Origin of the sequence: Metabacillus sp. 113a (assembly GCF_050107635.1) — a bacterium.
Lineage (GTDB): Bacteria > Bacillota > Bacilli > Bacillales > Bacillaceae > Metabacillus_B.
Map to the genome: position 1 here is coordinate 69,210 of NZ_JBNILJ010000014.1, position 24,286 is coordinate 93,495.

A 24,286-nucleotide genomic window follows, 5' to 3' on the forward strand; every position below is an offset into this window, starting at 1 on the left:
CATAAAAAATTAAACAATATGTCTATTATGTGAAACTCTTCACATGGTGTTGCATTTTTTGTCTGAAGGAGTATACTGTAAGTAAGACATGTGAAACTCTTCACATATACTTGTGAAAAACTTCACAACATACACTTTAGGAGGTTTTCTTTTATGAAAGTTATTGTCATTGGGTGCACTCATGCTGGTACTGCAGCGGTTTCGAATATGAAAAAGCAATACCCGGAAGCAGAAATCACGGTTTATGAGAAAAATGATAATGTCTCCTTCCTTTCCTGCGGAATTGCCCTTTATGTGGGCGGGGTTGTAGAAAAAGCGGAAAGTTTATTCTACTCTTCTCCTGAACAGCTGGCATCGCAGGGAATTCAAATGAAATTAAAACATGAGGTTACAAATATAAACCGGACGAACAAGGAAATTACCGTAACGAATATGGAGACAGGCGAATCAAGGAAGGATGTTTACGATAAGCTTGTTGTGACAACCGGATCATGGCCTATTATTCCTCCGCTTGAGGGAATTCGTCTGGAAAACATCCAGCTGTGCAAAAATTATTCACACGCCAGAACCATTATTGAAAAAGCAAAGGATGCAAAGAACATTACCGTTGTTGGAGCAGGGTACATCGGCATTGAGCTTGTAGAAGCATTCGAACAAGCCGGAAAACAGGTTACGCTCATTGATGGAGAAGATCGTATATTAAACAAATATCTGGATCCTGAATATACAGATCTTATTGAAGAGAAGCTCGTATCTAAGGGAATAAACCTTGCCCTTAGCCAAACCGTCCAGCGTTTTGAAGGAATGGAAGGCCGCGTATCCAAGGTCATTACGTCAGCGGGAGAATATGAAGCGGACCTTGTCATTCTCTGCATCGGGTTTAAACCGAATACCGGACTTTTAAAAGGCGAAGTGGATATGCTTCCAAACGGCGCCATTATCGTGGATGAATACATGAGAACGAGCGATCCCAGCATTTTTGCCGCAGGCGACAGCTGTGCTATCCGTTATAATCCGACGAAGCAGCCTGCGTATATTCCGCTTGCCACAAACGCCGTCCGCATGGGGACGCTTGTTGCGAAGAACATTATGAAACCAACGGTCCGCTATATGGGGACCCAGGGAACGTCAGGCATAAAAATTTACGATCTGAACATTGCCTCTACCGGTGTAACAGAGGCAGCGGCTTCTCATTTAGATATGAATGTGAGATCCATCACAATTAAAGAAAATGATAAGCCGGAATTCATGCCTGAATACAAAGAGATTATGCTGAAGGTTGTGTACGAAGAAGGGACAAACCGCATCGTCGGCGCTCAAGTGATGTCGGAGGCGGATGTCACCCAGGCGGTCAATACGCTCTCCGTCTGTATCCAAAACGAGATGACCATTGATGAACTCGGCTTTGTCGACTTTTTCTTCCAGCCTCACTATAACAAGCCTTGGAATTTCCTGAACCAGGCCGGGCTGCAGGCGATTGGGTAAATTTTAAGGAGGCGGTTCCTGCTTTATAATCGGTTTCGCTTACGCCTCCGTCCCCCGCTACGGTAAAGGACCGGGGGCAGGAGGGACCTGCTCCTTATCCTTACTCTCCCAATACTTCCGATGCTTAGGGGACAGAGCTTGAATAGTAGACATAATCGGGGACGGAGGTTTAGTGCTTTAGCAGAGTGAGGGTCGGAGGTAAAGGCTGTGCTTCCCTCCACCAGGAGCTGGAAAAGGTCTGCTATCCATCAAAGTGAACCTCCCTTTCCTTATTCCGGGAGGCCTGACCTGGATGCTGTTCGATCATTCAAAGCAAAAAGTGCTCAGAGCAATGGCTCAGAGCACTTTTTTACTGTTCGCCGGCAGGAGGCGGCAAAGCCTCTGTCTGTAACAGCCCGGCCGCCTTCCCTTCTACTTGGCTGATTCTGCTGAATTAGTTTGCGATCTGGGTTCGCTTCACCAGGTCCGCCGGCCTTATCCAGGCAACTTCCCCTTCCACGCCTGCCCTTTTCTCCAGATGCTGCTGGATGGTTTGGATGTGCTGCTGGATGGAGGATGCGGTCATTTCCAATTCCATCAGATTGGATTGCTGCTCCATGGTGAGTTCAGCTGAACCTTCTGTTCGCAGGCTCAGGTTTTCGGTGAGATTCAATATTTCATTCATACGGTCAATAAGCTGCTGATTTTCCGCACCTACTTCGTTGGAGTCTTTTTTCACTTCGTGCGACTGCTCAGCAATAACATGGATGGCAGAAAGAACTTCCTGAAAAATTTCATTCATCTCTGCCCCCTTGAGCTTGCCTTCCTCAAGCACCTCTTTATTCAAATCAAAGGATGTTTCCTGAACCATTATGCTCTCATGAACTTCCTCCACAATCGATTCAATCGCGACGGCACTTTCCTTTACCTGTGCCGAGAGCTTGCGGATTTCATCGGCAACGATTCCAAAACCTGCACCGTGCTGCCCTGCACGCGCCGCTTCAATCGCAGCATTTAAAGAAAGCAGATTGGTCTGGGTGGAAATGTAGTCAATGGCGCCAAGGGCCTTTGTCACTTCCTTCATTTTTACAGCAAGCTCTTCGTTATAGGTCCCAAACTCGTTTGTGATTTCAATAATTTTATTAAAAACCAGATTGAAAGCCTCTGTTTTCTGCTTCCCGCTGTTCGATAACTCTGTTACATCTGCCGCGGATTTGGAGGTTACTTCGATAAGGGAATCCAGATTTTGAATCATTCCATTAATTTTCCCTAAACGGTCTCCAAAGGAATGTATGATTTCCTTCTGCTGTCCAATATCTTCTGACATTTCGATCAGCTGGCCTCCGACCTGCTCTGAGGACGAACTGACCTGTGTGTTCATCAGCTGGAGATGACCGCCATGCGCCTCCAGATGACGAAGCTCTTCAAGGGAAGCTTGGAGGCCCGAATCCGATGGGGTCTCAGCAGCTTCAATCTGAACCTCAGCAGATTGGGACAATTTTTTATACACAGCCGCCAGAATACCGGCTGCCGCAATCGTCCCTCCAAGAGCCGCAATTAAAGAAGGCACATAATAATTGTATAGCGAAACGGCAGCTGCCAGGATGATGACCCCGGCTATAATCCATATATCCTTCTTCATAAAACAAGTCTCCTTTTATGCAAAATTCCCTGAAGTTTTACCGCAAAAGGAATTCCAATTGAATAAACGAGTGTAATTTTCACTAAATTAAATGGCACAATAATGAAAAGAACAGCTGTCTCCATATTTTGGACGAGCGGGTTAAATGGAGTGAATGAAGCCGTATATTGCTCAGCACTCAACCCAAGGAGATTCATAATCGCCGGCAAAATGAAGAAATAGTTGAGAGCGTACATAGCGGTTAAAAACAGGACGATAGAGAGCGTTATGCTTTTCCAGGTGATGGTTTTTTTTGCATGATAGAAAAAACCGATCAGGCCAACCATTAATGAACCGGAAAGAAAGTTGGCCGTTTGTCCGACCGGGAACCCGACGTAGCTGCCATGAAGCACATACTCCAGTATGTTTTTTATGAACTGGACAAGAATCCCCGCTGCCGGTCCAAGAGTAATGGCGCTGATTAAAGCTGGAATATCACTCAAATCCAAGGTTAGAAAGGCTGGGAAAATCGGGAGAGGAAATTTAAAATAATAGAGCACCAGGCTGCACGATGCCATAATGGAAATTGAGGTCATTTTTTGTAATTTAGACACGTTCACACACCTCTCTGATTCAAAAGAAAGGCAGCTTTTCAGCTGCCGGTTATCGAGTTTCCAACGGCGTTTTAATATGAGGGGCAAGAAGTCCGACAGCCTGTTTAACAACAGCCGGGCTGGATGTTTTAATGCCCTTGAATTTACGGCTTTCTTCTACTTCATGAACTCCGAAGCCTTCCATATCATAGGCTGTCATCATGGACTTGAACATAGGGGAATCAATGATTAAAAACCATTCTCTCATCAGTTCGCTGTTTGGAGGAAGGGCGATATAGCTGATGCCGTCAGAAGAATCCATTTTGACATCCTCTTCCCCAAAAATATGGACATTGGCAAACTCTGTCATCGCCTGAAACCGGTCAAGTACATTTTTAGTGCGGGAAAACTTTTGAAATCCAGCGTACACATTTCCTTTGAGCTTCTTCGTCAGCACCATATTCTCCATCATTAGACACATATACTCCAGCTGAGGGACGCTTGTTTCATATTTTAAAGATGATGCATTCATTCTTGAAAGCGGCGCATTTTCCAGTTTTTCCACTTCACCGTCGACAGCTCCAAAACACTCGTTAAATAGGGATAATTTCTGCAGTTCCATAACAAATCACTCCTTCAATCTGATTTATAGTACATTTTATCTACTCCATTAGAATTATAAACTAGTAAATCATAGCTGTCTAACTACAAAATTCAAAAATTATAGATATTTTAACCTGGTACTTTTTGTCGAACTCCTAAAATATGTGCATGGTCCTCCCCCATCCTATGACTTAGTTTGGATTCGCCGCACTGGGGAATGAGGTAAACTGGGGATGAGCAAACCGCAAGGAGGGTTCGTTTTGAAGAAGAAAGCAGGGCTGATTATTATATCTGCTGCGATCCTGACGCTGATTGTACTTGTTATGCAAAAAGATGATGAAAAGAAAACGGATATCCTCAATGTAAAAGAGTATGGTGCTGCAGGCGACGGGAAGAAGGATGATACGAAACCCATTCAGGAAGCTTTAAAAGACGGAGCGCATAAAAGGGTTTATTTTCCGAAAGGAACCTATAAAGTAAGCAAGGATTTATTGGTCTCTTCCCATACAGAAGTATACGGCGACCATGCCGGCATTTTCCCTTCATCCGGCATGGAATCGGTCATGCGGATTAAAGGCAGCAGCGTGCACATACATGATTTAACGATTGATGGAAAAGAAAAGTCGCTTAGAGGGATCACGGTCGAGCCCGGCTCTTCCCGCGTTCACGTTTCTAAAGGTATTCTCAAAAATTTCAACCAGCCGAACGGCCCTGAATTATCACAGCAGACGGTCAGTGCTTTCCGGGTGGAAGGCGGCACCAGCGATATCACGCTTGATCAAAGCCGGATCTCCAACGCGGCTGCCAGAAATCCGATTAAAGGCTGGAACCATAAAGTAGCCCGCGGAGTATTGATCAGCCCCGGCTCAGACGATCAGCCTCCTGCCCGGAACATCACCATCTCCAACTCAACCATAACAAGCATCGGACCAAAGGATGATGGAGACGGAATTGTTGTTCAAGGCTTTAAAGAACGGGTAGGCTTGATAATTTCAGGCAACACCTTTACGAATGTTCATAAGCGGGCAATCAAAATCCAGTCCCCCGGAGCGGTAATCAAGAAAAACATCATCTACAACAGTTTTCGGAAAAACAATCACTATACAACCTATTATGACCCTCACAAATACGACATGTGGGCGGCGATATCGGTATACGCTGATCATACGGTAATTCAGCAAAACTCAATCAGCGGCTCAGGGGACTATGGAAGAATCATTGATGTGGCCAACGCAAGCCACGTAAAAATAGACGCAAACTATATCCAGAACGGTCACCGGGCAAATTACAGGGACTCGTCTGTGGTATCGATTACATCTGACAAGCCAAGAACCGGCGCCAATATCACCGTTTCAAACAATACTCTGGCAAATGGCCGGTATGGGATCTTCGCAGAGAAAAAGATTAAAGGGATCGAAGTGCTGAACAACCATCCGATTAATGTAGCAGACTATCAGAATAAGGCTTTGAAGGAAACACTGAGAGAAAGCTGAGAAGAGGACAGGCCCCGTGTGCCTGTCCTCAAATCCTGCTAAGTTCCCTCCAGACCCCATTGACTCCTTCTGTGTCTAAGCCGGGCAATACTTTTGCTTTCCGCCAGGTTATTTTTTGTTTTCTATCAGCCCGATTCCTAAACCCGTCGGATCCTCCAGATACGCCAGATAAAACCCATCAAACTCCATTCTATCCCTGACGATTGCCGCTCCATGTTTCACCGCTTGCCCGATGGTTTGATCGATTGACTCTACCTCAATCTGAAGACGGATGCCGTTCGGAAATTCTGCCGGACCTTTAGCAATTCCCCCGTCGATGCCCGTGCTGTTGCCACTGCCGGTCGTGACAGCACGGTAATCCCACTTCGCCTTCCCGACTTTCCAGCCAAACATCCGTTCATAGAATGAAGCCGTGACCTCAGGCTCCTGACTGTTCAATTCAAAACCGATGACTCTCCCCATAATGGTTCCCCCTTATTGCCTTTTATAAGGCATCATCTAATCATTCACCACAGAATCTGCAGCCCCTGCTTCCAGCTGTCCAAGAACCTTCATAATCTTTTTATAGAATTGTTCCTTGCTTTCACCTTTCTTTATTTCGTTGTGCAGCTTGCCGTCTTTAATAAAAACAACGCGGTCGCAATAGCTGGCGGCTGAAGCATCGTGGGTAACCATCATCATAGTGGCATTCGCTTCTTTATGAATGGCTTCCATAATTCCAAGGACATCTTTAGCTGATTTCGAATCCAGGTTTCCAGTAGGTTCATCCGCAAGAATCAGCTTGGGCTGATAGATGACAGCCCTCGCAATCGCTGTTCTCTGGGCCTGCCCGCCGGAAATCTCATAGGTTCGTTTATCAAGAATCGATGCGATTCCAAGTTTTTCGGCGATCCTTTCTGCTTTTTGGTTCATTTCTTTAACAGGAATTCCATCAAGCGTAAGGCTTAACACGATATTTTCTTTAACCGTCAGTGTCGGGAGCAGGTTAAAGTGCTGAAAAATAAAACCGAGCTCTCTTCTGCGGAACAGCGCGAGCTTCTTTGAGGACAATTGATTCGGATTTGCCCCGTCAATCAGGATTTCCCCGGATGTCGGAGCATCGATTGTGGACACCATATTCAAAAGCGTTGTTTTTCCGCTTCCCGATGGACCCATGACCCCGACAAATTCTCCGTTCTGAACAGTCAGATCAATTTTGGAAAGTGCCCGATAGGAAACCTTCCCTTCATATAGTTTTGAGACATTTTTCACTTCCAGCATAATAGCTCCTCCTTTAAATAGCATGCCTTACTTTATTTACATAACCGAAGCGGATGATGAGGAAATAAACAAGCTGGATCAGCATGAAGCTTCCAAGCACCATCGCAATCTCTGTCCAAATACTCGTACCGAACATATTGCCAAGGGCAATCAGCGCTACAAATCCATGCAAGGCCGCTACTCCAACCGGGACAAAAAACAGCAGCGAGATCTGGACAGTGACAATTCGTTTCATTTCTTTGCCTGTCAGACCAATCTTCGAGATGGCCTGATACTTTTTCACATCTTCTTCAAAATCTGAATAAAGGCGGAAGTAAAGGAAGCTTCCGGCTGCAGCGAAAAACACCAGACCGATAAACAGCCCGACAAATAAAAATAGATTGATGGACTGTTTCACTTGGTCAACCTGTACGGCTGAAGAAGTAAAAAGAAAGGCTGTATCCTCTTCCAGGTTAAAAGATTGTACAAGCTTTTTCCCGGCTGCCAGAGATTCAGAAGGTTTTTCTGTCCGATACGCCGTGTAGAATTTTTCATCTGCTTTTATTTGTGCAAATTTCCGGTCTGGCAAAATGACTAAGTCTCCTTTAAACAATCCCATTGAAAAAAGAAGCTTATCCAATACTTGAGGATTGGCCGTCTCACCCGGAAGTCCATTGATTTTTACCGGCCCAGGCTCCTCCTTCTGACTTACGCCCCTGGGATATAAAAGATCATCCTGCATAATGGCGGCTTCCCCTCCTTGAAGGGACAGGCTGGGTTCTTTCCATAATGCAGCCGCACGATTGTAATCAGATTGGCTCATGAACGTATACGCTTGGTTTTCATCTTCAAGATGCTTGTAGGTAACGCTCAGCTTTTCATAATCCAGCCCGCTCAGCCCATTCTCAATCGCCCTGATCCGCTCTGATTTTTTCTGATCCAATGGAGTGGATTGATAGACAAATGTATAAGGCTCCTGCTGTATGACCGAGTTTGTCATCAGCGCACGGAAGCCAACAAGCGATCCGATTGCCGCAAAAGCAACCGTTGAAACGATGGAGACAATAAAAAACATTCGTGCGTTGTCTTTCATCCGGTAGGAGAGATCTGAAAAGGTCAGGATATTCGTTCGGTTCAAATAGATGCGTTCGTTCTTTTTCACCTTGGTCAGAACCCATACACTGGCTTGTGTAAAAAGAAAGTACGTGCCAATGACGACCACGATCGTAACTGGAATCATCGCCGTTACGACCATGACTCCTTTTACAGCAATTGCCGCTCCATAGCCTCCCAGAAGCAAGACAACAGCAAGACATGTCCGAAATCTGGATGCCCTCGGTTCAGGTCTCGGTTTTTCAGTTCCGGTCAGCAAGTCAATCAGCTTATTCCCCCGCAGAACGGCAGCGGTAAAAAGCGAAATTGTGAAAAACAAAAGGGTAAAGGCCGACAGGGTCAGTACAATGGCACTTTGAGGAAAATAATACGGAAGTTCCGGAGTGAGGCCAATCACGTATGACCCGAGCATGAGAAGCCCCTTCGAAGCGAGCATTCCAGCCCCGATTCCAAATAAAGTGGAAAGAATTCCGATCACAATGTTTTCAAGAAAGACGAGCTTTCTGAGCTGAAGCTTTGTCATTCCGTGCATGATCAGCAGCCCGAACTCTTTCTTTCTTGTTTTCAAAAACGCACTCATGGAATATAGGATGAAGAAAAAAGTAAACACATAGATAATGGATTCTGCAAAATGCATGCCTGTGGAAGCATCTCTCAGCCTGGATGCAGTCAGCTCTGGATGAAAGGCAAGAACCGCATAAATAAAGAATACAAATACCGAAAACGCACTGCTCAAAAAATAGGCGGCATACGTCCTCCAGTTGCGGAGCACGTTATTCAGCGCCAGCTTTCGAAACGTCACACCAAACACTCCTTATGGTTTTATTTGAATTACGTGTATTAATACAATTAGTACACTTAATACATTATTGGATTGTCTTTATTCTGTCAATAACCAATTGGTCAATTTTCCTAAATAACTGATTTTTCACAAAAACGTCATAGCTTTATGACAAAGCACTTAAAGATGTATTCTTGATATTGTTTTAACTCCGGCAAAGCATTACCTTTAAGATGTATAAAAAATACTTCTTTAATTAAGGAGCGGGTCCTTTTGCTGAACGAAAAAACGAAGCAGCTTGTAAAATCCACTGTCCCTGCACTGATGCAGCATGGCTTAGACATTACGGCTTCCTTCTACAAGAATATGTTTAACGACCATCCAGATCTTTTAAATCTATTTAATCAATCCAATCAAAAGCAAGGAAGGCAGCAGGCCGCCCTGGCCCAGGCTGTGCTTGCTGCAGCGGCAAATATCGATAGACTTGAGGCCATTTTGCCTGCTGTTGAAAAAATCGCCCACAAACATCGAAGCCTTGGAGTTAAGAAAGAACATTATCCAATAGTAGGCGATTATTTGCTGAAAGCGATGAAGGAAATTCTTCAGGAAAAAGCAACAGATGAGATTCTTTCAGCCTGGGAAGAGGCGTATGGAGTAATCGCCGGGGTATTTATTCAGGCGGAGGAAGAGCTTTACGCGAGTGCGGAGAATCAAAACGGCGGATGGAGCGGCTTTAAAGCCTTCCGGGTCATAAAGAAAGTAAAGGAAAGCAGCGTCATCACTTCCTTTTACTTAGCTCCTGCAGATGACCGGGCCATTCCTCATTTTCTTCCCGGACAATACGTGACCATCCGTGTAAAGCCGCCGGGAGAAGAATATTGGCATAATCGCCAGTACAGTCTTTCCAATGCACCGGGAACAGGCTGCTTGCGGATATCAGTAAAAAAAGAAGAAAATGGAACGGTATCTGCCTATTTGCACGAACACATCCATGCTGGAAGTCTGCTGGATGCAAGTCCTCCCGCTGGTGATTTTGTACTCATCGAACAGACGGTGCAGCCTGCTACTTTTATTAGCGGCGGGGTAGGCACAACTCCGTTTCTCAGTATGATGCACCGGCTTGCCGAAACTCAGCCAGAAAAGCCAGTCCAGTATATACATGCCGCGCAAAACGAAGAAGTCCATGCCTTTAAAGACGAAATTAACGGGATTCTTCAAAGAATGCCAAATTCCAGTGCAGCCATTTTTTACGAAAACCGGCAAGGGAGAATCAGCGCCGAACGTCTGCACAGAACTCTTGAGACGACAGCCGGGGATTTTTATGTGTGTGGTCCGATTCCCTTTATGGAGGTAATGATTGCAGCTCTCCATGAGATGGGGATTCCGGATAATCGAATCCACTATGAATTTTTCGGGCCTGCAGCCAGTATTAAGAGGGGCCAGTCCCCCACTCTGCTAGAGAGCTAAAGCTCTGGCACCATCTCTCCTAGCCGTTGTGCCGCAAGGTTTACAGGGACTGGTCTCTGACCCGCACCGCGTTAATGCAGTGCGGGCCAGGCACCGTGCCTGGCCCCACTTTCGCTGCCGTACTAAAGCTCCGGCACCTGATCCGGCAGGCTTTGGCGCACAAGGGCTGACAACACAAAGTCTCTGACCCTCTTCCCTTTACAGCAGTAAAGCTCCGGCACCATCCAGGAAAATATCAAATAAAAAAAAGCACTCAGAGACATGCTCTGAGTGCTTTTATACAGCCGGCCTCCTGCTATAACCAGAAGGTCCCGGGAACTATTATCCCAATTGTTTAACGACTTCTTTTGCCACACTCGTTGTGGATTGCGGATTTTGACCTGTGATCAATTTTCCGTCAGCTTGAAGATGGTCCACCCAGTTCTCTTTTACCACAACATTCGCACCTAGCTCGCGAAGGCGAGTTTCAAGAAGGAATGGCATAAACTGGTCGAGTGTTGTTTCTCTTTCCTCTTCATCGGTAAAAGCTGTAACGGTTTTTCCAGCGACAAGCGGAGTTCCGTCAGAAAGCTTCACTCCTACAAGACCCGCTGGCCCATGGCAGACAGCAGCGACAATTTTATCCGCTTCATAAAGACTGCGGACAATTTCATGGAGCTTAACGTTGTCCGGCAGATCAAACATCGTACCGTGTCCGCCAGGCATGAAAACTGCGTCGTAGATGGAAAGGTCCTCAATGTCTTCAAGCTTCATTGTGTTTTCAAGGTGTTTCGCTGTATCAAGGATTTCCTGCGGAGTTTCTCCGCCTTCCAGACTGCGATCGTCAACTGGAGCTTTGCCTCCAAGCGGACTTGCCACTGTTACATCGTATCCTGCATTTTTGAATTCGACATACGCTTCACCGAATTCTGAAAGCCAAAGACCCGTTTTGTGATCCTCATTCATTTTATCAGCCGTTGTTACGACCATTAATATATGTTTCGCCATGATTTGGTTCCTCCTCATGTGAATAGTTGAATTTGTTTTACAGGACCTATTTTAGACCCATTTGATCCATAATACAAATTAGAAAATCGAAGAGTATGTATAAGGAATTTTATAAATATAAAGGCTCTGTCAAATTTGGCTGTTGATTTCCGCTGCAGACGCTCGCTTTCCGCGGGGCGGGTGGTGAGCCTCCTCAGCGCCAAGCGCTTGCGGGGTCTCACGTCTTCCACTTCAATCAACAGGTGTTAAAAAACAACACCAAGCTTTAACATAGCTAATACAAAAAAAGCCCAATTCAGGGCCTACGGTTCAATCACGATTTCCCCTTCCCCTGACGGTACTTCGAACCCATTTAAAAAATCAGTTAGAATCTCTTCCGTAATCGGAAAGGCTGCGTTGGCATCAAAGCGCTTGCTTCGTATCTTCAGCCTTTTTCTCAGTTCATCCGGGTGCACCTTCAAATAAATGAGCTTCCACTCACCGCCTGCTTCTTCAATCAGCTGTTTATATGTATTTCTCCTAGCACGCTGCCAAAAACTAAAATCAATGACAACCGATTGTCCATTTTGTATTAGCTCCTCTAGTTGTTTACGAAGCTTTATTTCTGCTTCCTCTTTGAACTTCTCGTACTTATCTTCACGGTAGTCAATTCCAAACCTACCATGAACGGCCCATATTTCTTCATCAATAGAAACTCTGGTAAAACCTCCCTTTTCAAGCTGTTGGGCAAAGGTCGTCTTTCCTGAGCCCGCGACTCCGCACATCATGACCGCTATTGGTCCGCTATGCTTTAAGAGGCTCTCTATTACTGTGCTCATCGTTTTTTCTCCAGATTCAGCTGCCATGAGACACCATATTTGTCCTCCACCCAGCCGAACTTCTCGCTCACGGGTGTTGGGGCAAGCTGCATCAGCACCTGTCCATGATCAGATAGCTTTTGAAAAACGGTCTCGATTTCCTCATCAGATTCGCAGGCCACAAACAACGACAAAGCCGGGGTAAAAGCATGATGGTCGCCATTCGTGTTGTCGATGCACATAAACGTTTGACCCTTAAGTGTGAAAATAGCATACATCACTTTGCCATCTTCATGATGGAAAATCTGCTGAATAATTGAATCATCAAAGATGGAGAGGTAGTGGTTCATCGCCTCCTCTGCCTGGCCGGAAAACCTGAAGAATGGTGTAATTGGATTGGACATGCACATACACTCCTTTCATTATTAATCATTTCAAGAGTGGCTTCCAAAAGTCCTTTTTAAAAAGGGAATTCTCTTCTCCCGCCAATACTGAAGGCCTCGCTCAGCCAGTACACCAGCGAGGCCTCGAGTTTTTAGATATGTGTGCCAGACCCGCAGTCTGCTAAAGAAAGAAAGCTCCGGCACCGACTCTTGAAGCCGTTGGCACACAAGGTTCCAATGACTTAGACCTCTGTCGCCTTCTGCGGTGAAGGATTTGGGGACTGACCCCAACCACAATTACACCCACTACTTTACAAAAAAAATGATACCGCACCGTACAAAACAACCGTTATTCCTGCTGCAATAAGCGCAGGCTTTAGCTTATACCGTGCATATTTTATAACGGACAAGTTCAAAATCCGGGCAATGGTGTTGGTATCGTCGCTTAAGGGTGAGGCAAAGGCTCCAAATGTGCCGCTGGCGAATACCGTTCCTATAACAAGCGGCAGGGATAAATCCGAAGCGACTGCGATCGATACACCGAGCGGCATAAGAATCCCCCATGTTCCCCAGGCGGATCCGATAAAATAAGAGACGGCCGCCCCGAAAACAAAGAGAATCGGAACGAGGAGGGACGGCGGTATCCATTGCGAATGGCTTGTGACAAAACGCGAAAACCCGAGTTCCTCACTTGCAGAGGAAAGCCCCCATACAAAGGAAAGCAAAATAATGACAGACATCAAATCATTTCCGCCAAGGATAAAGCTGTTAAGCAGCTCTCCTGTTTTGATTTTCTGGAAGCGGAAAAACAGAAAGGTCAGGATCAAAGCGACCAGGAGAGCCGTCAGCATAGCTGTCATGACATCTGCTTTGATAAATGCCGTAAAAAAGCCTTTCTCTTTTTGAAATCCGTCCCACCATGTAAAGATAAAGGTCAGACCAATGACGAGAATCAGCGGGAGAAACAAGTTCCACGGCTTTTCAGGCAAATCTTTCCCCACAGAAGGGTCGCAGTTATGCCAGTCCTCCTGCTGTCCAGAAGCATCGCCAATCTTCTCAGGGTCGCTCTCTTCTGTAGATTTGGAATGGTGAAAAAAGCTTAAATAGATGCCGACGAGAATCAGCACGTAGGAAAAAAAATTAAATGGGATGCTTTGGAGAAACAACTGGTAAGCATCTGACTTGATCTGCTCATTTTCAGTGGCAAGATCGATAAGGGAGGTCATGTAGCCGACAAACGCAGTAGCAATTGGAATCAGGACGATGATCGGGGTGGCCGTCGTTTCAATGACAAAGCCAAGCTCCTGGGTAGACATTTTTACCTTTTTTAACAGGGCTCTCATTATCGGGGCAATCGTGACAAACCGGAAGCTCGGCGCAGCAAACGTTCCAATCGTGGAAATGTAGGTTAGAAACAGCGCTTCCTTCTTCGTTTTAATTCTTGCTGATGCAGCTTCCACAAAACCGCGGATTCCGCCGGCGATTTTTATCATGCCAATTAAGCCTGTGAAAGCATAGAGGAACATAAAAATCTTAATATTTCCAGGGTCAATAATCCCTTTAACTAAAATCGCAATCATCTTTTCCAATCCCCCAGCAAAAGAGGGCTCAAGCAAAAACGAACCGGCGAGGAGACCTGCAAACAAACCAGGCAGCACTTGTTTTGTTTTAACTGCAATAGGAATTGCAATTAAAAAGGGGATAACCGAAAGCCAATCATTCTGCACATACCTCACCCTATCCTAAATGGTCCCCTTTAGGATACGGAAGTGCCCCCAGCTTTATTCCCGAGCTCTGCCCTTTGTGTCTGAAGAAGCCGGACCAGCCCGTCTGATTGATCCAGATAAAGGAGCGCTTTCGTTACGGTCTTTTTCGTGCCGAAATAACCGATCGCCTGCTGAGGCTCATGAAAAACAATCTCATACTTCAAGGGGTCGCTCATCCCAAAGATCAACGTTAGGATTCTTGGGAAGCCCGTCGCATGGAACACTTGCTTTTCATGAATCATTTCGCCGCTTTTCCGGTATTGGATCGAGGCTTTGTCAATTGTTGCGATATCCTCCAGATTAAACACCAGTTCCCTCCTGGCTCCAATTTTCATCTCCACCCGGTTATGATTGAGGCGGACTGGAGAGTTTCTCACCCAGTTGTAATCACCAAGCATATAGAGGATGCTGTACAGGTGCAAGGCTGTAAAGATATAGGCGAAGGCTGGGTCTTCATGGTGAAGGTAAATGTGGAAGATGACCATTTCAATCACCTGCTCGTGGAGAAGAGCGAGAAACAAAAAGAAATAGCCTGAATTTTTATGTAAACAAAACGATTCCGCTGGTTTATTCTTCTTTCTTTTCCAGCGGAAAAAGGCATAAAATAAGATACTTCCTTCTTTTATCAAGATTGTCTTGAACGGGTTTCGGATGAGCTTTCCCTGTTTATACCTTATGAAGAGCAAGATGAGAAATCCGTTCATTGCTGCTGCCAGAAAAACTACAGAATATAGCATGTGCTCTTCCTCCTCAAGAATATCTGCGCAATTCCCTCCAGTAAATCAAATACTGAGCAATCCCCATTACAGCAAGCAAAATAACCGGCATGTAAGGCAGGTGGCTCAAATAAGCCGTGACCGCTATTGCAACCGGAATAAAGGATGCAAAGAAAATGTACACCTTTCTGGTTGCTTTAAACGTAATCCATTGCTGCCCCTCATCCGCTTCCCTGAATTCCATCGGAAGAATACTTGGCTTGATTGGATTTTCAGGGTTTTTTCGATTGTAAAAAGGGATCACACCGAGAAGCACTAAGATAGGAATTCCAAGCACCATCGGATCCAGAATGATCCAGGGCGGCACATACTCCGAATAATGATTGCCAACCATAATAATGCCTAATCCTGCAAGAAGAAGGGCGTTAAATAAGGGAGATTGAAAGATTTTTTTCAGCATTTGCTAGTTTTCTCCTTCCAGATAAAAGACTTCCTCTACCGAAACGCCGAAGGTTTGGGCAATTTTAAGCGCAAGCGTGATAGACGGAGCATAATCCCCTTTTTCAATCAGCCCGACCGTCTGTCTGGAGATCCCCGCTTTATCTGCCAATTCCTGCTGGGTTAGCCGGCATCTTGCCCGCAGCTCACGAACGGAATTTTTCAGCATTCCACATTCTTCCTTTCATTTCACTACCCAAATTGTATATGATCCGTTGCAAAATGTAAATGATTGTTGTCATTTTGTTTTGCCAAAAAAGCAGCCCTTATTATAAGAGCTGCTTCATAAACCAGCTAGTTTACTCCATGTTTAGGATCAAGTCCTCCATCATTTCTTCACTCATCGGGCCTGTAATTCGATTTCGGATGATTCCTTCCTCATCCAGGACATAGCTGGTTGGAATGGCATGCGCCTGATACTCTGCGCCTATTTCCCCTTTTTCATCCAGGAGGATAGGAAAGGTGAGCTGGTAGTCCTCGACAAAGCTCTTAATGCTGTCTTCACCGCGGTCCATATTGGTGAGATTAACAGCAAGGATGGTGAATTTGCTGTCCTTGTTTTTTTCATAAAACTCTTCCATATGGGGCATTTCTGCTTTGCATGGCGGGCACCAGCTAGCCCAAAAATTGAGGATGATCTTTTGGCCTTTGTAATCTGAAAGCTTAGCACTCTCACCACTTAAGGTTTTCAATTCAAAGTCGGGTGCCGCCTCCCCTTCCGCAATTCCTGAAGCAGCCGGGACTGTATCCGTCGTTTCCGATACAGCTGGTTTCGTTTCAGCCTGTTCAGCAGGCTTTGTCTCTTCTTTTGAAAATTCTTTCCCGATATTAAAGGCTAGAATACCAACGAGCAAAATAACAACGGCCATTGAAAACCAGGTTTTTTTCAAATTCGTTCCTCCCGTTTAAATAAAATCAGAAATACAGCAACAATCCATATATGGGTGTAGGATGGGACTGCAAAGAATAAACCCCTTAAACTGTAAAACAGGAGATTAACCAGTCCGAATAGAACGACGAGCTGGAGCAAATCCTGCTTTCCGGATTTTCTGCTGCTTGTTTTCATCAGCCGCCAGCCGATCAGAATGACAGCGGACTGGATGATCGGAACAGCGTCCGGCCTTCCGGATAAAATAAGAGAGGATATTTCATAAAAAAACATGAAAAGAGCATAGCTCTGTGCAAATTCGTATAAATTTATCCTCTCTCTCTTGTCATTTAGCCATATATATACGGAAGCGCCCAAAGCACCGGCTGCCAGTCCAGCTTTCCCTCCGTGAAAATAAAGAACGGAGAGCGGATTTTTCCAGGCTATTTCCCAATCGATTATGAAATAACTGAGCTTCCAGATCAGAATAAAAAGCAGAAAGGCGTTGATCAGCCAATTCAATTCCTTTTTATAAAACCATTGAAAAATAAGGCTGACCGCAAAAACACCGATGAGTACGCTGATCCAGCCTGATGGCAGCGTCACAGGCCCAAACTGAATGTAATTCATTTACTGACTCCCTTGCATTCGATGGAGAACTTCACATCAACTCTTGGAAGAATGGTCTGAATCATTCCGCAGTTTTTAAGGACAAGCTCACATATTTTGGTGAGCTGCTCTGGTGAATGGGCGGCAGTTGTATCTAGAACGGCGACAAGTTTTAAAGCTTTTATTGCCTTCCCACCGCGTTCCCTTTCTGCCTTCGCTGAGAGGCGGAGGTGTTCTACGGGAATTCGTTTCTTATTTAATAGGGCTGCCAGAATAGTCCCGCTGCAGCCTGCAATGGAGGAAACAAATAATTGAAGCGGCTTGAGTCCACGTTCTTCTTCTGTAGAAATAGACAGCGTTCCACAGGGAAAATCTCCTGCTATTTCACCATTTTCTTTCATCACAAAGTCCATTCTGTTCACTCCCTGTATGTATCTTCTTCCATTAATGTTAAGAATGGATTAAAAATGGGGGAAATCTAAGAGTTTTCCAATGGGAGCCTGATATAGAATGTATGGATCTTTCCATCTGTTTCCAAATAGATGGTTCCTCCGTGTTTTTCGGTAATTTCTTTAGCAATGGCTAAACCCAGCCCTGCCCCATCAGTTTTTTCAATCCGGGAAATGTCTGTGCGGTAAAAACGATCAAAAACCGCTTCAGATTCTGCAGGTGGAATCCGTTTTCCTTCCTGCTGAAATGCAAACAGATAGAAGCCATCCTTTACGTACCCTTTTACAGAGAGCCACCTGCCTGTATCATAGTCAGCTGCATTTTGAAGAATATTGCTGATGACTTGCTTTATGCCATCTTCATGGACACGGATCATTGCAGGCTGGACCGAGACCGTTGTCTTGATTCGGGACCGGAATTTAAGCTCAAATCCGTAGAGAGACTGTCCGATTAACTTTTCAGCAGAAATGGGGTGAAAGGATGGAATGTTAAATCCTTCGCGGGCATGCCATGCATTGAATTCCGAGACCTGTTCTGCCAGTCTTGTAATCCGTTTTGATTCATCAAGCAATGACTGATACAGGTAAGCATCTCCTTCAATGATTCCTTTCATCAATCCCTCAAGGTATCCATTTAAATTTGTAAGCGGAGTGCGCAGTTCATGAGATAGATCTTTTAGCATCTGATCCTGATTTTTCTGAATGTCGACGAGCGATTCAATCAGTGCATTGTAGCTTTCTGTCAGCTCTCCAATTTCATCCTGTTTAGAGGGTTTAATTTTACGGGGCAAGGATCCGTTCTGAATACTCTGAATAGACTCCTTTAATTTGTGTAACGGGGCAAATATTCTTTTTAAAATAAACAGATGCACCAAGCCTGCGATAACAAAAGCCAGGATTGACACCTGAACGAGAAAATGATCAAGTATGGCATTCAGCTGAGGCCCTGTTACATTTCCGGAATTGACGACGTAACAGGCGTACTCCTTTACGGTATAGCCTGAAATAAAAATAACCAGCCCGATGACAATACTATTCAAGATCACCAATTTGAACGAAAGACTTAGGCTGCTGCTCCTAGCATGCTGCAAATCTATACCCCATTCCCCTTACTGTCTGGATGAATTCAATATCTGTATAACCGGCAAGCTTTTCCCGAATATGTTTAATATGAACGTCAATTGTCCTCTCTGTAACGGACTTTTCATGATTGGCATAGATGATATTCAGCAGTTGTTCCCTTGTAAGAATCTGACCCGGATGTTTCATGAAGGTTAATAGAAGATTAAATTCAAAGCCTGTTAGCTCGAGCGGAAACTCCTGAAAGCGCGCTTCTCTTTTATATGGTCTGATAGTCAAACCCATGTAGCTGATTTTGTTGCAGCGATTCTCAGTCCGCTTTAATACTGTCTCGATTCTCGCTACAAGTTCACTTGGACTAAATGGTTTGACAATATAGTCATCCGCACCCAGCCTAAGCCCTCTAATTCTTTCTTGTTCCGAGGATTTAGCAGTCAGCATAATGAGCGGTACATTGCTCCTTATATCATTCCGAATCCAAGTACACAGTTCCTCTCCGCTCATATAAGGGAGCATAAGATCGAGTACAATGAAACAGGGATCGAACTTTTCAATCATTTCCTTTCCTTCCAGTCCATCCTTTGCCTCAAGAACCTCATAGCCGTCATTAGAAAGAAAAATTCCGATCAGATTCCGGATCTTTTCATTGTCCTCAATAATTAAAATGGTTTTCCCTTTTAGTTTTTGCTCCATCAGCATCACAATCCTTATAAAGAAAATAATGAATAAGAAGACAGCCAAGCACTGATTACTTGCATTTGTCCGCTAAACACAAGAATTCCAAGCAGAATCATAATGCCTCCATTTATGTAGGCCAGTTTGTTCAGCTGCCGGTTGATTTTTTTCATAATGGCAAGGGAATGAGAGAGAACAAACGATATGATGACAAACGGGATAGCAAGACCGAGGGAATAAACAGAAAGAAGCAGGATTCCATGGTTAAGGGTATCCGTTGAACTCGCCAGCAAAAGGATGGAAGACAAGGCAAGACCGACACAAGGGGACCAGCCGCTCGCAAACGCCATTCCAAGAAAAATGGAGCCCGTCAAATTCATGCTCGGTTTGTCCGTCATCACTCTTTTTTCCGTCATTAACAGCCTGATCTTCAGCAATCCAGCCATTTGCAAACCGAAGACGACAATCAATATCCCTGCCAATTGTTCAATAAGCTTCCGATAGTCAGAAAAGAATTGTCCTACTACGCTCGCTGAGGCTCCCATTATGATGAAGATGGCAGAAAAGCCAATAATAAAGCCCGCTGACCGGCTTAATAAAATCCCTCTCCCAGCGGCAGCTTTATTATCTCTCAGGCCGCTTCCTCCCGTTAAGTGGCTGACATACGCGGGCAGAAGCGGGAACACACATGGTGAAAAGAAAGACAAAACACCTGCAGCGAAGGCAAACCATAGGCTGACATCCATACAATCACTCCTTTTTCCTTCTATCATTTCAGATCAATGTTAACGGTTCATTAAGGAGTTATTTTTTTGTCCGGCAAATTGAATCACGTGGGACAATCCGTTATGCAGGTCCCCTTCATGGCGCTCAGCTTCCCCCATAAAAAAATGGACAATCCGCCAATCATGAAACACCTGCAGAAATTCCTCCGGCTTATATAGAAACTGTTCATCCTTAGGACCTCCAGTTCCATAGGATAGCTGATATGGAGAGTAGACCTCCGCCACAAGAAACCCCCCTGGCTTCACAGCATCCTTTACACCAGCCAGCGTTTGTCTGCGAAGTTTTTCAGGAAAGTGCCCGAAGATACAAGTAATGGCATCCCATTTTCCCTTCTCCCACACCGCATCATTTAAGTCTACTTTTTCCGTTTTGACCTCGACGCCTTTTTCCTGAGCTAGCCGCTCCGTTTTAGTCAGACCGGAAGCAGCGTAGTCCCAAGCCGTAACCTTCATTCCCTGCTGGGCTAAAAAGACCGCATTCCGCCCTTCTCCTTCCGCTAGGGCTAAAGCGTTTCCATCACTCTTTAGCAATGGCTGCATTTCTTTCAGAAAGGCGTTCGCTTCTGTTCCGTATATGTAATGGTCCGCCTTAAATCTCTCTTCCCAGCTGCTCATAATCTTTCTCCTTTTATCATAGTTTACAAGCTATAAACATAGAAGGTTTTTTCTATAGTGTGAATTGCATACAGCAACGGGGCTGATTCCTGTAAGAATCAGCCCCGGCTGCATCACTTCTCAATCGTTTCAGAATCGGTTTCTTTTTTCCATTTAGTGAAGCCGCCTGTTAAATTTTTTACGTTCTTCATTCCATGAGCCTGCAGAACGCTGACCCCGATTGCGGAACGCATTCCTGATCCGCATTGGACGATGACTTCTTTATCATCCTTCACTTCGTTCACGCGGTCAGGAAGGGTACCGAGCATAATATGCTGGGCCCCTTTAATGTGTCCTGCCTGCCATTCGGACTGGCTTCTCACGTCAAGCACATGAACAGAGCCCTCTTTTACTTTTTGTTCGATTTCTTTTGGGGAAACCTCGTCATAGGATTCCAGCGATGAAGCTTTCGCCACGATATCACCAGCATGGCCATAGCCATGTACTTCATCCACTCCTATTGAACGGAGAGCTTTTGTTATTTCAGAAGGGTTTTCCATATCCGTAAGGAATACCATGGGCTTCCTGTAATCGATCAGCCATCCTGCCCAATTCGTAAATGATTGGTTGAATGGGATGTTGATGGTCCCCTTCAGATGACCCTTGGCAAATTCTGCGGACGTTCTTGTGTCAATAATTTGAATGCCCTCGTCTTCAAGCTCGGATTTTCCGGTAAGCTTCACTTCAGAAAGAGTGCGAAGGAGCGCAGGCCCCACTTTATTGACCCTTTTCATCTCAGCGAAATAGACGGGCGGTTCCGGCTGATCCTCGAGCAAGGCCCGCGTAAAATCAGATTCGCTCTCATAGTTTAAAGCCCAGTTCACCATCTTTTCGTATCCTGCAGTAGTTGAAGGGACCGCACCGAGCGATTTACCGCAGGCTGATCCAGCACCATGTCCGGGCCAGACCTGCAAATAATCCGGCAGCTCTTTAAACTTTTTAAGGGATTGAAACATTTGCTTTGCTCCATTTTCAGCCGTTCCTTGTTTTCCAGCAGCTTTTTCAAGAAGATCCGGACGCCCGATGTCCCCTGCAAACACAAAATCCCCCGTGAAGATCCCGATAGGTTCACTTGCTCCGCCGCCTTTATCCGTGAGCAAATAAGAAATGCTTTCCGGTGTATGTCCAGGCGTATGAATGACTTCAAAAAGCAGATTTCCGACTGTGAATGTATCTTTATCCTTCAAGAGCTGATGATTCACTCCAGAAAGGTTTTCGTACTTCCATTCCTGATCACCTTCGTCCGACAGATACATCTTAGCCTTAAATGCATCCTCAAGCTCTCTAGCACCTGAAACAAAATCGGCATGAATGTGTGTTTCTGCAGCACCGGTGATCCGAAAGCTTTGCTCTTCAGCCGTTTTCACATAGGGAGAGATGTCTCTTGCCGGATCGATAATGATGGCTTCTCCCGTTTTTTGACAGCCGACCATATAAGATGCCTGCGCCAGCTTTTCATCGTAAAAATAACGTAAAAACATATTCATTGCCTCCTTGGTTTTCTGTGATATTATAAGGAATCATCTTCCATCCGCTTCACGGACAACACTAAGATTGAATAAAAATATCGGCCCAGATTTTTAGAGCTGAAGCCAGAATCAATAGCGATAGAATAACCTTCAGCACCTTTGGATTTGCCTTTTTGCCGGCCATTGCCCCGAGCGGAGAAGCGAGGAGACTTGCTGCAATAACGATACTGGCTGGTCCCCACTCTACTTGATCAGTGAAAATTTTCCCCGCCGCTGATCCTATCGAAGCGATAAGCGTAATCGCAAGAGACGACGCGATGGTCATTTTGGCAGGGATTTTCAAAACAGCCAGCATAACAGGAACAAGCAAAAAGGCTCCACCCGCTCCAACAATCCCCGCCGCAGCTCCAATTACAAAAGAAATAACAGCTGCCAGCCAGCGATTGAATATCACACCCTCTAAAGGCTGTTCATTCTGCTTGCTTCCAGGAACAACCATCATCACTACAGCAAGCAGTGCCAGAATCCCATAGATGAAGTTAATGACTGTTTCCGGCATTCCAGCTGATACCAACCCGCCGGCAGTACTCCCAAGTAAAACACTGATGCCCATCCAGATAATCAGCTGTTTGTTCAGAAAACTGCTCTTTCTGTATACCCATACTCCGCCAATGGAAGCAAACAAAACCTGTACAGATGTAATACCTGATACTTCATGTGCTGTAAAATGGGCAGCCCCCACAGCAGCCGGAACAAACAGCAGGAGCGGATAGGTAATGATGGAACCGCCGATTCCGAGCAGACCTGACATAAAAGACCCAATCCCTCCGAGAAGGAAAATTGCCGTGATAAAGAAAATATCCATATTGGCCTCCTTTCTAAAAAAGGATCCCGGTAATAGGCCATTCCTTTATTATTTCTCTGTGCGACCTTCCCATGCAAGCATTCCGCCGGTCATATTGATCACATTGAAGCCCTGGCTTTCAAGGAATTGATGGGCCCGGCCGCTTCTTCCGCCTGACCGGCATACAAGCACATATTCCTTGGATTTATCCAGTTCGTTCATGCGGAATTCAAGAAGGCCAAGCGGGATATTCACCGCATTTGGAATTTTCCCTTCTGCCACTTCATCCGTTTCTCTTACATCCACAATGTTTAGATTGGTGCCTTCTTCTAATTTCGCTTTAACTTCGGCTGCTGTCATTTCTTTCATTTCCCATTCCTCCTTATGACCAGGCGTTCATGCCGCCTTTAACATTTGTTATCTTCGTAAAGCCTTGTTTTTTCAGTACCGATGCCGCCTTGCTGCTTCTCATCCCGCTTTGGCAGATGATGACGACTTCTTTATCTTTATAAAGGGATTTTGACTTTTCTCCAAGCTGATGAAGCGGCAGGTTTCGAAAGCTTGGGATATGATTGCCTTTAAACTCACTTTGCGTCCGCACATCAATATACTGTTTGTCTTTATCGTTCAATTCATTCTTCAGCTCGCTTGCAGTGATTTGTCTCACTCCTTTAACAGGAGCTAAAAAACGAATCAGCAGAATAACCGCAATCAGGATAAAAAAATAATTAAGATATTCCATTCACTCTCTCCTTAAACATTAAGTTTTAGCAGCTGCTTCCCGAATAGCTTCCATATTCCTGCCATCGGGTTCAATACGTTCATAATATACCTTAGGGGGTATAAAGTCAAGGAGGGTGATCTCGGGAAAAGTTCAGTTCTTAAGAATACTTAGCGGACGGTTATGCGGGAATATCTTTACAGCTGTAAAAGGCAGGGAAATTGGGAACGGACACTGTCAGGCCTTATGCAGCATGGGCCGGCAGAGCTGAAATTGCCGTAGCTTCAGCAGGGCTGCGAAAATGGAGACAGGCTCCGCATTAATGCAAGCGGGGTCAGAGACCTTCGAATGATTGTGGCGTTTCTATTATGCATTTTTTTCCCTTGGATTGCCGTTTCTGCACATTCAGCAAGCCATTTTGGACTTGCGGTGCACGGTTTGGCCTGGTTTTGATGATTCTCTAGCCGGTCCAGGGTGTGAATAAGGTCAAGTCCATTTTTCTGTGTAAAAGTTCATTACAATGTTTTCAAGTTTATAAATTGGATAGGGTATTAATTTATAAAGGGAGAGAACTTAGTTCTCTTGCCCGTCATACATGTACTTTCGATCTC

General features: G+C 45.1%; 27 protein-coding genes. 3 read left to right on the plus strand and 24 right to left on the minus strand.

The annotated features are described in order from the left end of the window. Window positions 1-153: 153 nt before the first annotated feature. Window positions 154-1,485, plus strand: a complete 1,332-nt coding sequence (locus ACQCVE_RS16220) for an FAD-dependent oxidoreductase (protein ID WP_426845465.1) — start codon at window positions 154-156, stop codon at window positions 1,483-1,485. Between the two features lie 433 nt (window positions 1,486-1,918). Here ACQCVE_RS16220 and ACQCVE_RS16225 read toward each other — a convergent pair whose 3' ends face one another. The 3 genes from ACQCVE_RS16225 to ACQCVE_RS16235 are packed head-to-tail and all read right to left on the minus strand — an operon-like array spanning window position 1,919 to window position 4,300. After that, on the minus strand, window positions 1,919-3,106 hold the full coding sequence (locus ACQCVE_RS16225; RefSeq protein WP_426863413.1) for a methyl-accepting chemotaxis protein: 1,188 nt from the start codon (window positions 3,104-3,106) through the stop codon (window positions 1,919-1,921). Beyond that, window positions 3,103-3,699: an ECF transporter S component gene (locus ACQCVE_RS16230; protein ID WP_426845468.1), complete on the minus strand. Its 597-nt coding sequence runs from the start codon at window positions 3,697-3,699 to the stop codon at window positions 3,103-3,105. The genes ACQCVE_RS16225 and ACQCVE_RS16230 overlap by 4 nt, the downstream gene beginning before the upstream one ends. A gap of 49 nt (window positions 3,700-3,748) precedes the next feature. Further along, window positions 3,749-4,300 carry a DICT sensory domain-containing protein gene (locus ACQCVE_RS16235; RefSeq protein WP_426863414.1) on the minus strand — a complete coding sequence of 184 codons (552 nt, stop codon included), beginning with the start codon at window positions 4,298-4,300 and terminating at the stop codon, window positions 3,749-3,751. Window positions 4,301-4,541: 241 nt separating this feature from the next. Between ACQCVE_RS16235 and ACQCVE_RS16240 the strand changes: the two genes are divergently transcribed. After that, the gene (locus ACQCVE_RS16240; protein ID WP_426863415.1) at window positions 4,542-5,774 is read left to right on the plus strand and encodes a glycosyl hydrolase family 28-related protein; all 1,233 of its coding nucleotides are present in this window, start codon (window positions 4,542-4,544) and stop codon (window positions 5,772-5,774) included. 108 nt (window positions 5,775-5,882) lie between these two features. Here the strand turns inward: ACQCVE_RS16240 and ACQCVE_RS16245 are convergent, their stop codons facing one another. Genes ACQCVE_RS16245 through ACQCVE_RS16255 form a run of 3 tightly spaced genes read right to left on the minus strand, consistent with a single transcriptional unit; the run spans window position 5,883 to window position 8,928 of the window. Continuing rightward, the gene (locus tag ACQCVE_RS16245) at window positions 5,883-6,236 is read right to left on the minus strand and encodes a VOC family protein (protein WP_426845474.1); all 354 of its coding nucleotides are present in this window, start codon (window positions 6,234-6,236) and stop codon (window positions 5,883-5,885) included. A 36-nt stretch (window positions 6,237-6,272) separates the two neighbouring features. Beyond that, a complete protein-coding gene (locus ACQCVE_RS16250; protein WP_426845475.1) occupies window positions 6,273-7,034 on the minus strand; it encodes an ABC transporter ATP-binding protein in 762 nt (253 codons plus the stop codon). A gap of 13 nt (window positions 7,035-7,047) precedes the next feature. After that, window positions 7,048-8,928, minus strand: a complete 1,881-nt coding sequence (locus ACQCVE_RS16255; protein WP_426863416.1) for an FtsX-like permease family protein — start codon at window positions 8,926-8,928, stop codon at window positions 7,048-7,050. 252 nt (window positions 8,929-9,180) lie between these two features. On the opposite strand from ACQCVE_RS16255, the gene hmpA reads away from it, so the two are divergent. Continuing rightward, a complete protein-coding gene (gene hmpA / locus ACQCVE_RS16260; protein WP_426863417.1) occupies window positions 9,181-10,374 on the plus strand; it encodes an NO-inducible flavohemoprotein in 1,194 nt (397 codons plus the stop codon). Between the two features lie 321 nt (window positions 10,375-10,695). Here the strand turns inward: hmpA and ACQCVE_RS16265 are convergent, their stop codons facing one another. The 18 genes from ACQCVE_RS16265 to ACQCVE_RS16350 form a co-directional block, all read right to left on the minus strand. After that, entirely contained in the window at window positions 10,696-11,361 is a 666-nt protein-coding gene (locus ACQCVE_RS16265) for a type 1 glutamine amidotransferase domain-containing protein (protein WP_426845481.1), read from the minus strand. A 302-nt stretch (window positions 11,362-11,663) separates the two neighbouring features. Continuing rightward, entirely contained in the window at window positions 11,664-12,179 is a 516-nt protein-coding gene (locus tag ACQCVE_RS16270) for an AAA family ATPase (RefSeq protein WP_426845483.1), read from the minus strand. Next, window positions 12,176-12,562, minus strand: a complete 387-nt coding sequence (locus ACQCVE_RS16275) for a VOC family protein (protein ID WP_426845485.1) — start codon at window positions 12,560-12,562, stop codon at window positions 12,176-12,178. The genes ACQCVE_RS16270 and ACQCVE_RS16275 overlap by 4 nt, the downstream gene beginning before the upstream one ends. A gap of 290 nt (window positions 12,563-12,852) precedes the next feature. Beyond that, entirely contained in the window at window positions 12,853-14,268 is a 1,416-nt protein-coding gene (locus ACQCVE_RS16280; RefSeq protein ID WP_426863418.1) for a Na+/H+ antiporter NhaC family protein, read from the minus strand. Window positions 14,269-14,297: 29 nt separating this feature from the next. Further along, window positions 14,298-15,044, minus strand: coding sequence for a hypothetical protein (locus tag ACQCVE_RS16285; protein WP_426863419.1), 747 nt, complete (start codon window positions 15,042-15,044; stop codon window positions 14,298-14,300). Between the two features lie 13 nt (window positions 15,045-15,057). Next, window positions 15,058-15,483, minus strand: a complete 426-nt coding sequence (locus tag ACQCVE_RS16290) for a hypothetical protein (protein WP_426845491.1) — start codon at window positions 15,481-15,483, stop codon at window positions 15,058-15,060. A gap of 3 nt (window positions 15,484-15,486) precedes the next feature. Further along, entirely contained in the window at window positions 15,487-15,690 is a 204-nt protein-coding gene (locus tag ACQCVE_RS16295; protein WP_426863420.1) for a helix-turn-helix transcriptional regulator, read from the minus strand. A gap of 130 nt (window positions 15,691-15,820) precedes the next feature. After that, the gene (locus ACQCVE_RS16300; protein WP_426863421.1) at window positions 15,821-16,411 is read right to left on the minus strand and encodes a TlpA family protein disulfide reductase; all 591 of its coding nucleotides are present in this window, start codon (window positions 16,409-16,411) and stop codon (window positions 15,821-15,823) included. Further along, window positions 16,408-17,019 (minus strand): hypothetical protein, encoded by a 612-nt coding sequence (locus ACQCVE_RS16305; protein ID WP_426863422.1) that lies wholly within the window; start codon window positions 17,017-17,019, stop codon window positions 16,408-16,410. The genes ACQCVE_RS16300 and ACQCVE_RS16305 overlap by 4 nt, the downstream gene beginning before the upstream one ends. Next, on the minus strand, window positions 17,016-17,411 hold the full coding sequence (locus ACQCVE_RS16310) for an OsmC family protein (protein ID WP_426845498.1): 396 nt from the start codon (window positions 17,409-17,411) through the stop codon (window positions 17,016-17,018). The genes ACQCVE_RS16305 and ACQCVE_RS16310 overlap by 4 nt, the downstream gene beginning before the upstream one ends. Before the next feature lie 65 nt (window positions 17,412-17,476). Beyond that, window positions 17,477-18,538 (minus strand): sensor histidine kinase, encoded by a 1,062-nt coding sequence (locus tag ACQCVE_RS16315; RefSeq protein WP_426863423.1) that lies wholly within the window; start codon window positions 18,536-18,538, stop codon window positions 17,477-17,479. Further along, window positions 18,525-19,220 (minus strand): response regulator transcription factor, encoded by a 696-nt coding sequence (locus ACQCVE_RS16320; protein ID WP_426863424.1) that lies wholly within the window; start codon window positions 19,218-19,220, stop codon window positions 18,525-18,527. Before ACQCVE_RS16320 ends, ACQCVE_RS16315 begins: the two co-directional genes overlap by 14 nt. A 14-nt stretch (window positions 19,221-19,234) precedes the next feature. Beyond that, complete coding sequence (locus tag ACQCVE_RS16325) at window positions 19,235-19,948, minus strand: cytochrome c biogenesis CcdA family protein (RefSeq protein ID WP_426863425.1); 714 nt, start codon at window positions 19,946-19,948, stop codon at window positions 19,235-19,237. A gap of 39 nt (window positions 19,949-19,987) precedes the next feature. Then, window positions 19,988-20,602, minus strand: coding sequence for a class I SAM-dependent methyltransferase (locus tag ACQCVE_RS16330; protein ID WP_426863426.1), 615 nt, complete (start codon window positions 20,600-20,602; stop codon window positions 19,988-19,990). A gap of 113 nt (window positions 20,603-20,715) precedes the next feature. Next, window positions 20,716-22,122: a rhodanese-like domain-containing protein gene (locus tag ACQCVE_RS16335; RefSeq protein WP_426863427.1), complete on the minus strand. Its 1,407-nt coding sequence runs from the start codon at window positions 22,120-22,122 to the stop codon at window positions 20,716-20,718. A gap of 67 nt (window positions 22,123-22,189) precedes the next feature. Beyond that, on the minus strand, window positions 22,190-22,975 hold the full coding sequence (locus tag ACQCVE_RS16340; RefSeq protein ID WP_426863428.1) for a sulfite exporter TauE/SafE family protein: 786 nt from the start codon (window positions 22,973-22,975) through the stop codon (window positions 22,190-22,192). A 48-nt stretch (window positions 22,976-23,023) separates the two neighbouring features. Further along, window positions 23,024-23,323 (minus strand): rhodanese-like domain-containing protein, encoded by a 300-nt coding sequence (locus tag ACQCVE_RS16345; protein ID WP_426845512.1) that lies wholly within the window; start codon window positions 23,321-23,323, stop codon window positions 23,024-23,026. Window positions 23,324-23,336: 13 nt separating this feature from the next. Next, complete coding sequence (locus tag ACQCVE_RS16350; protein ID WP_426845514.1) at window positions 23,337-23,696, minus strand: rhodanese-like domain-containing protein; 360 nt, start codon at window positions 23,694-23,696, stop codon at window positions 23,337-23,339. Window positions 23,697-24,286 lie beyond the last annotated feature (590 nt).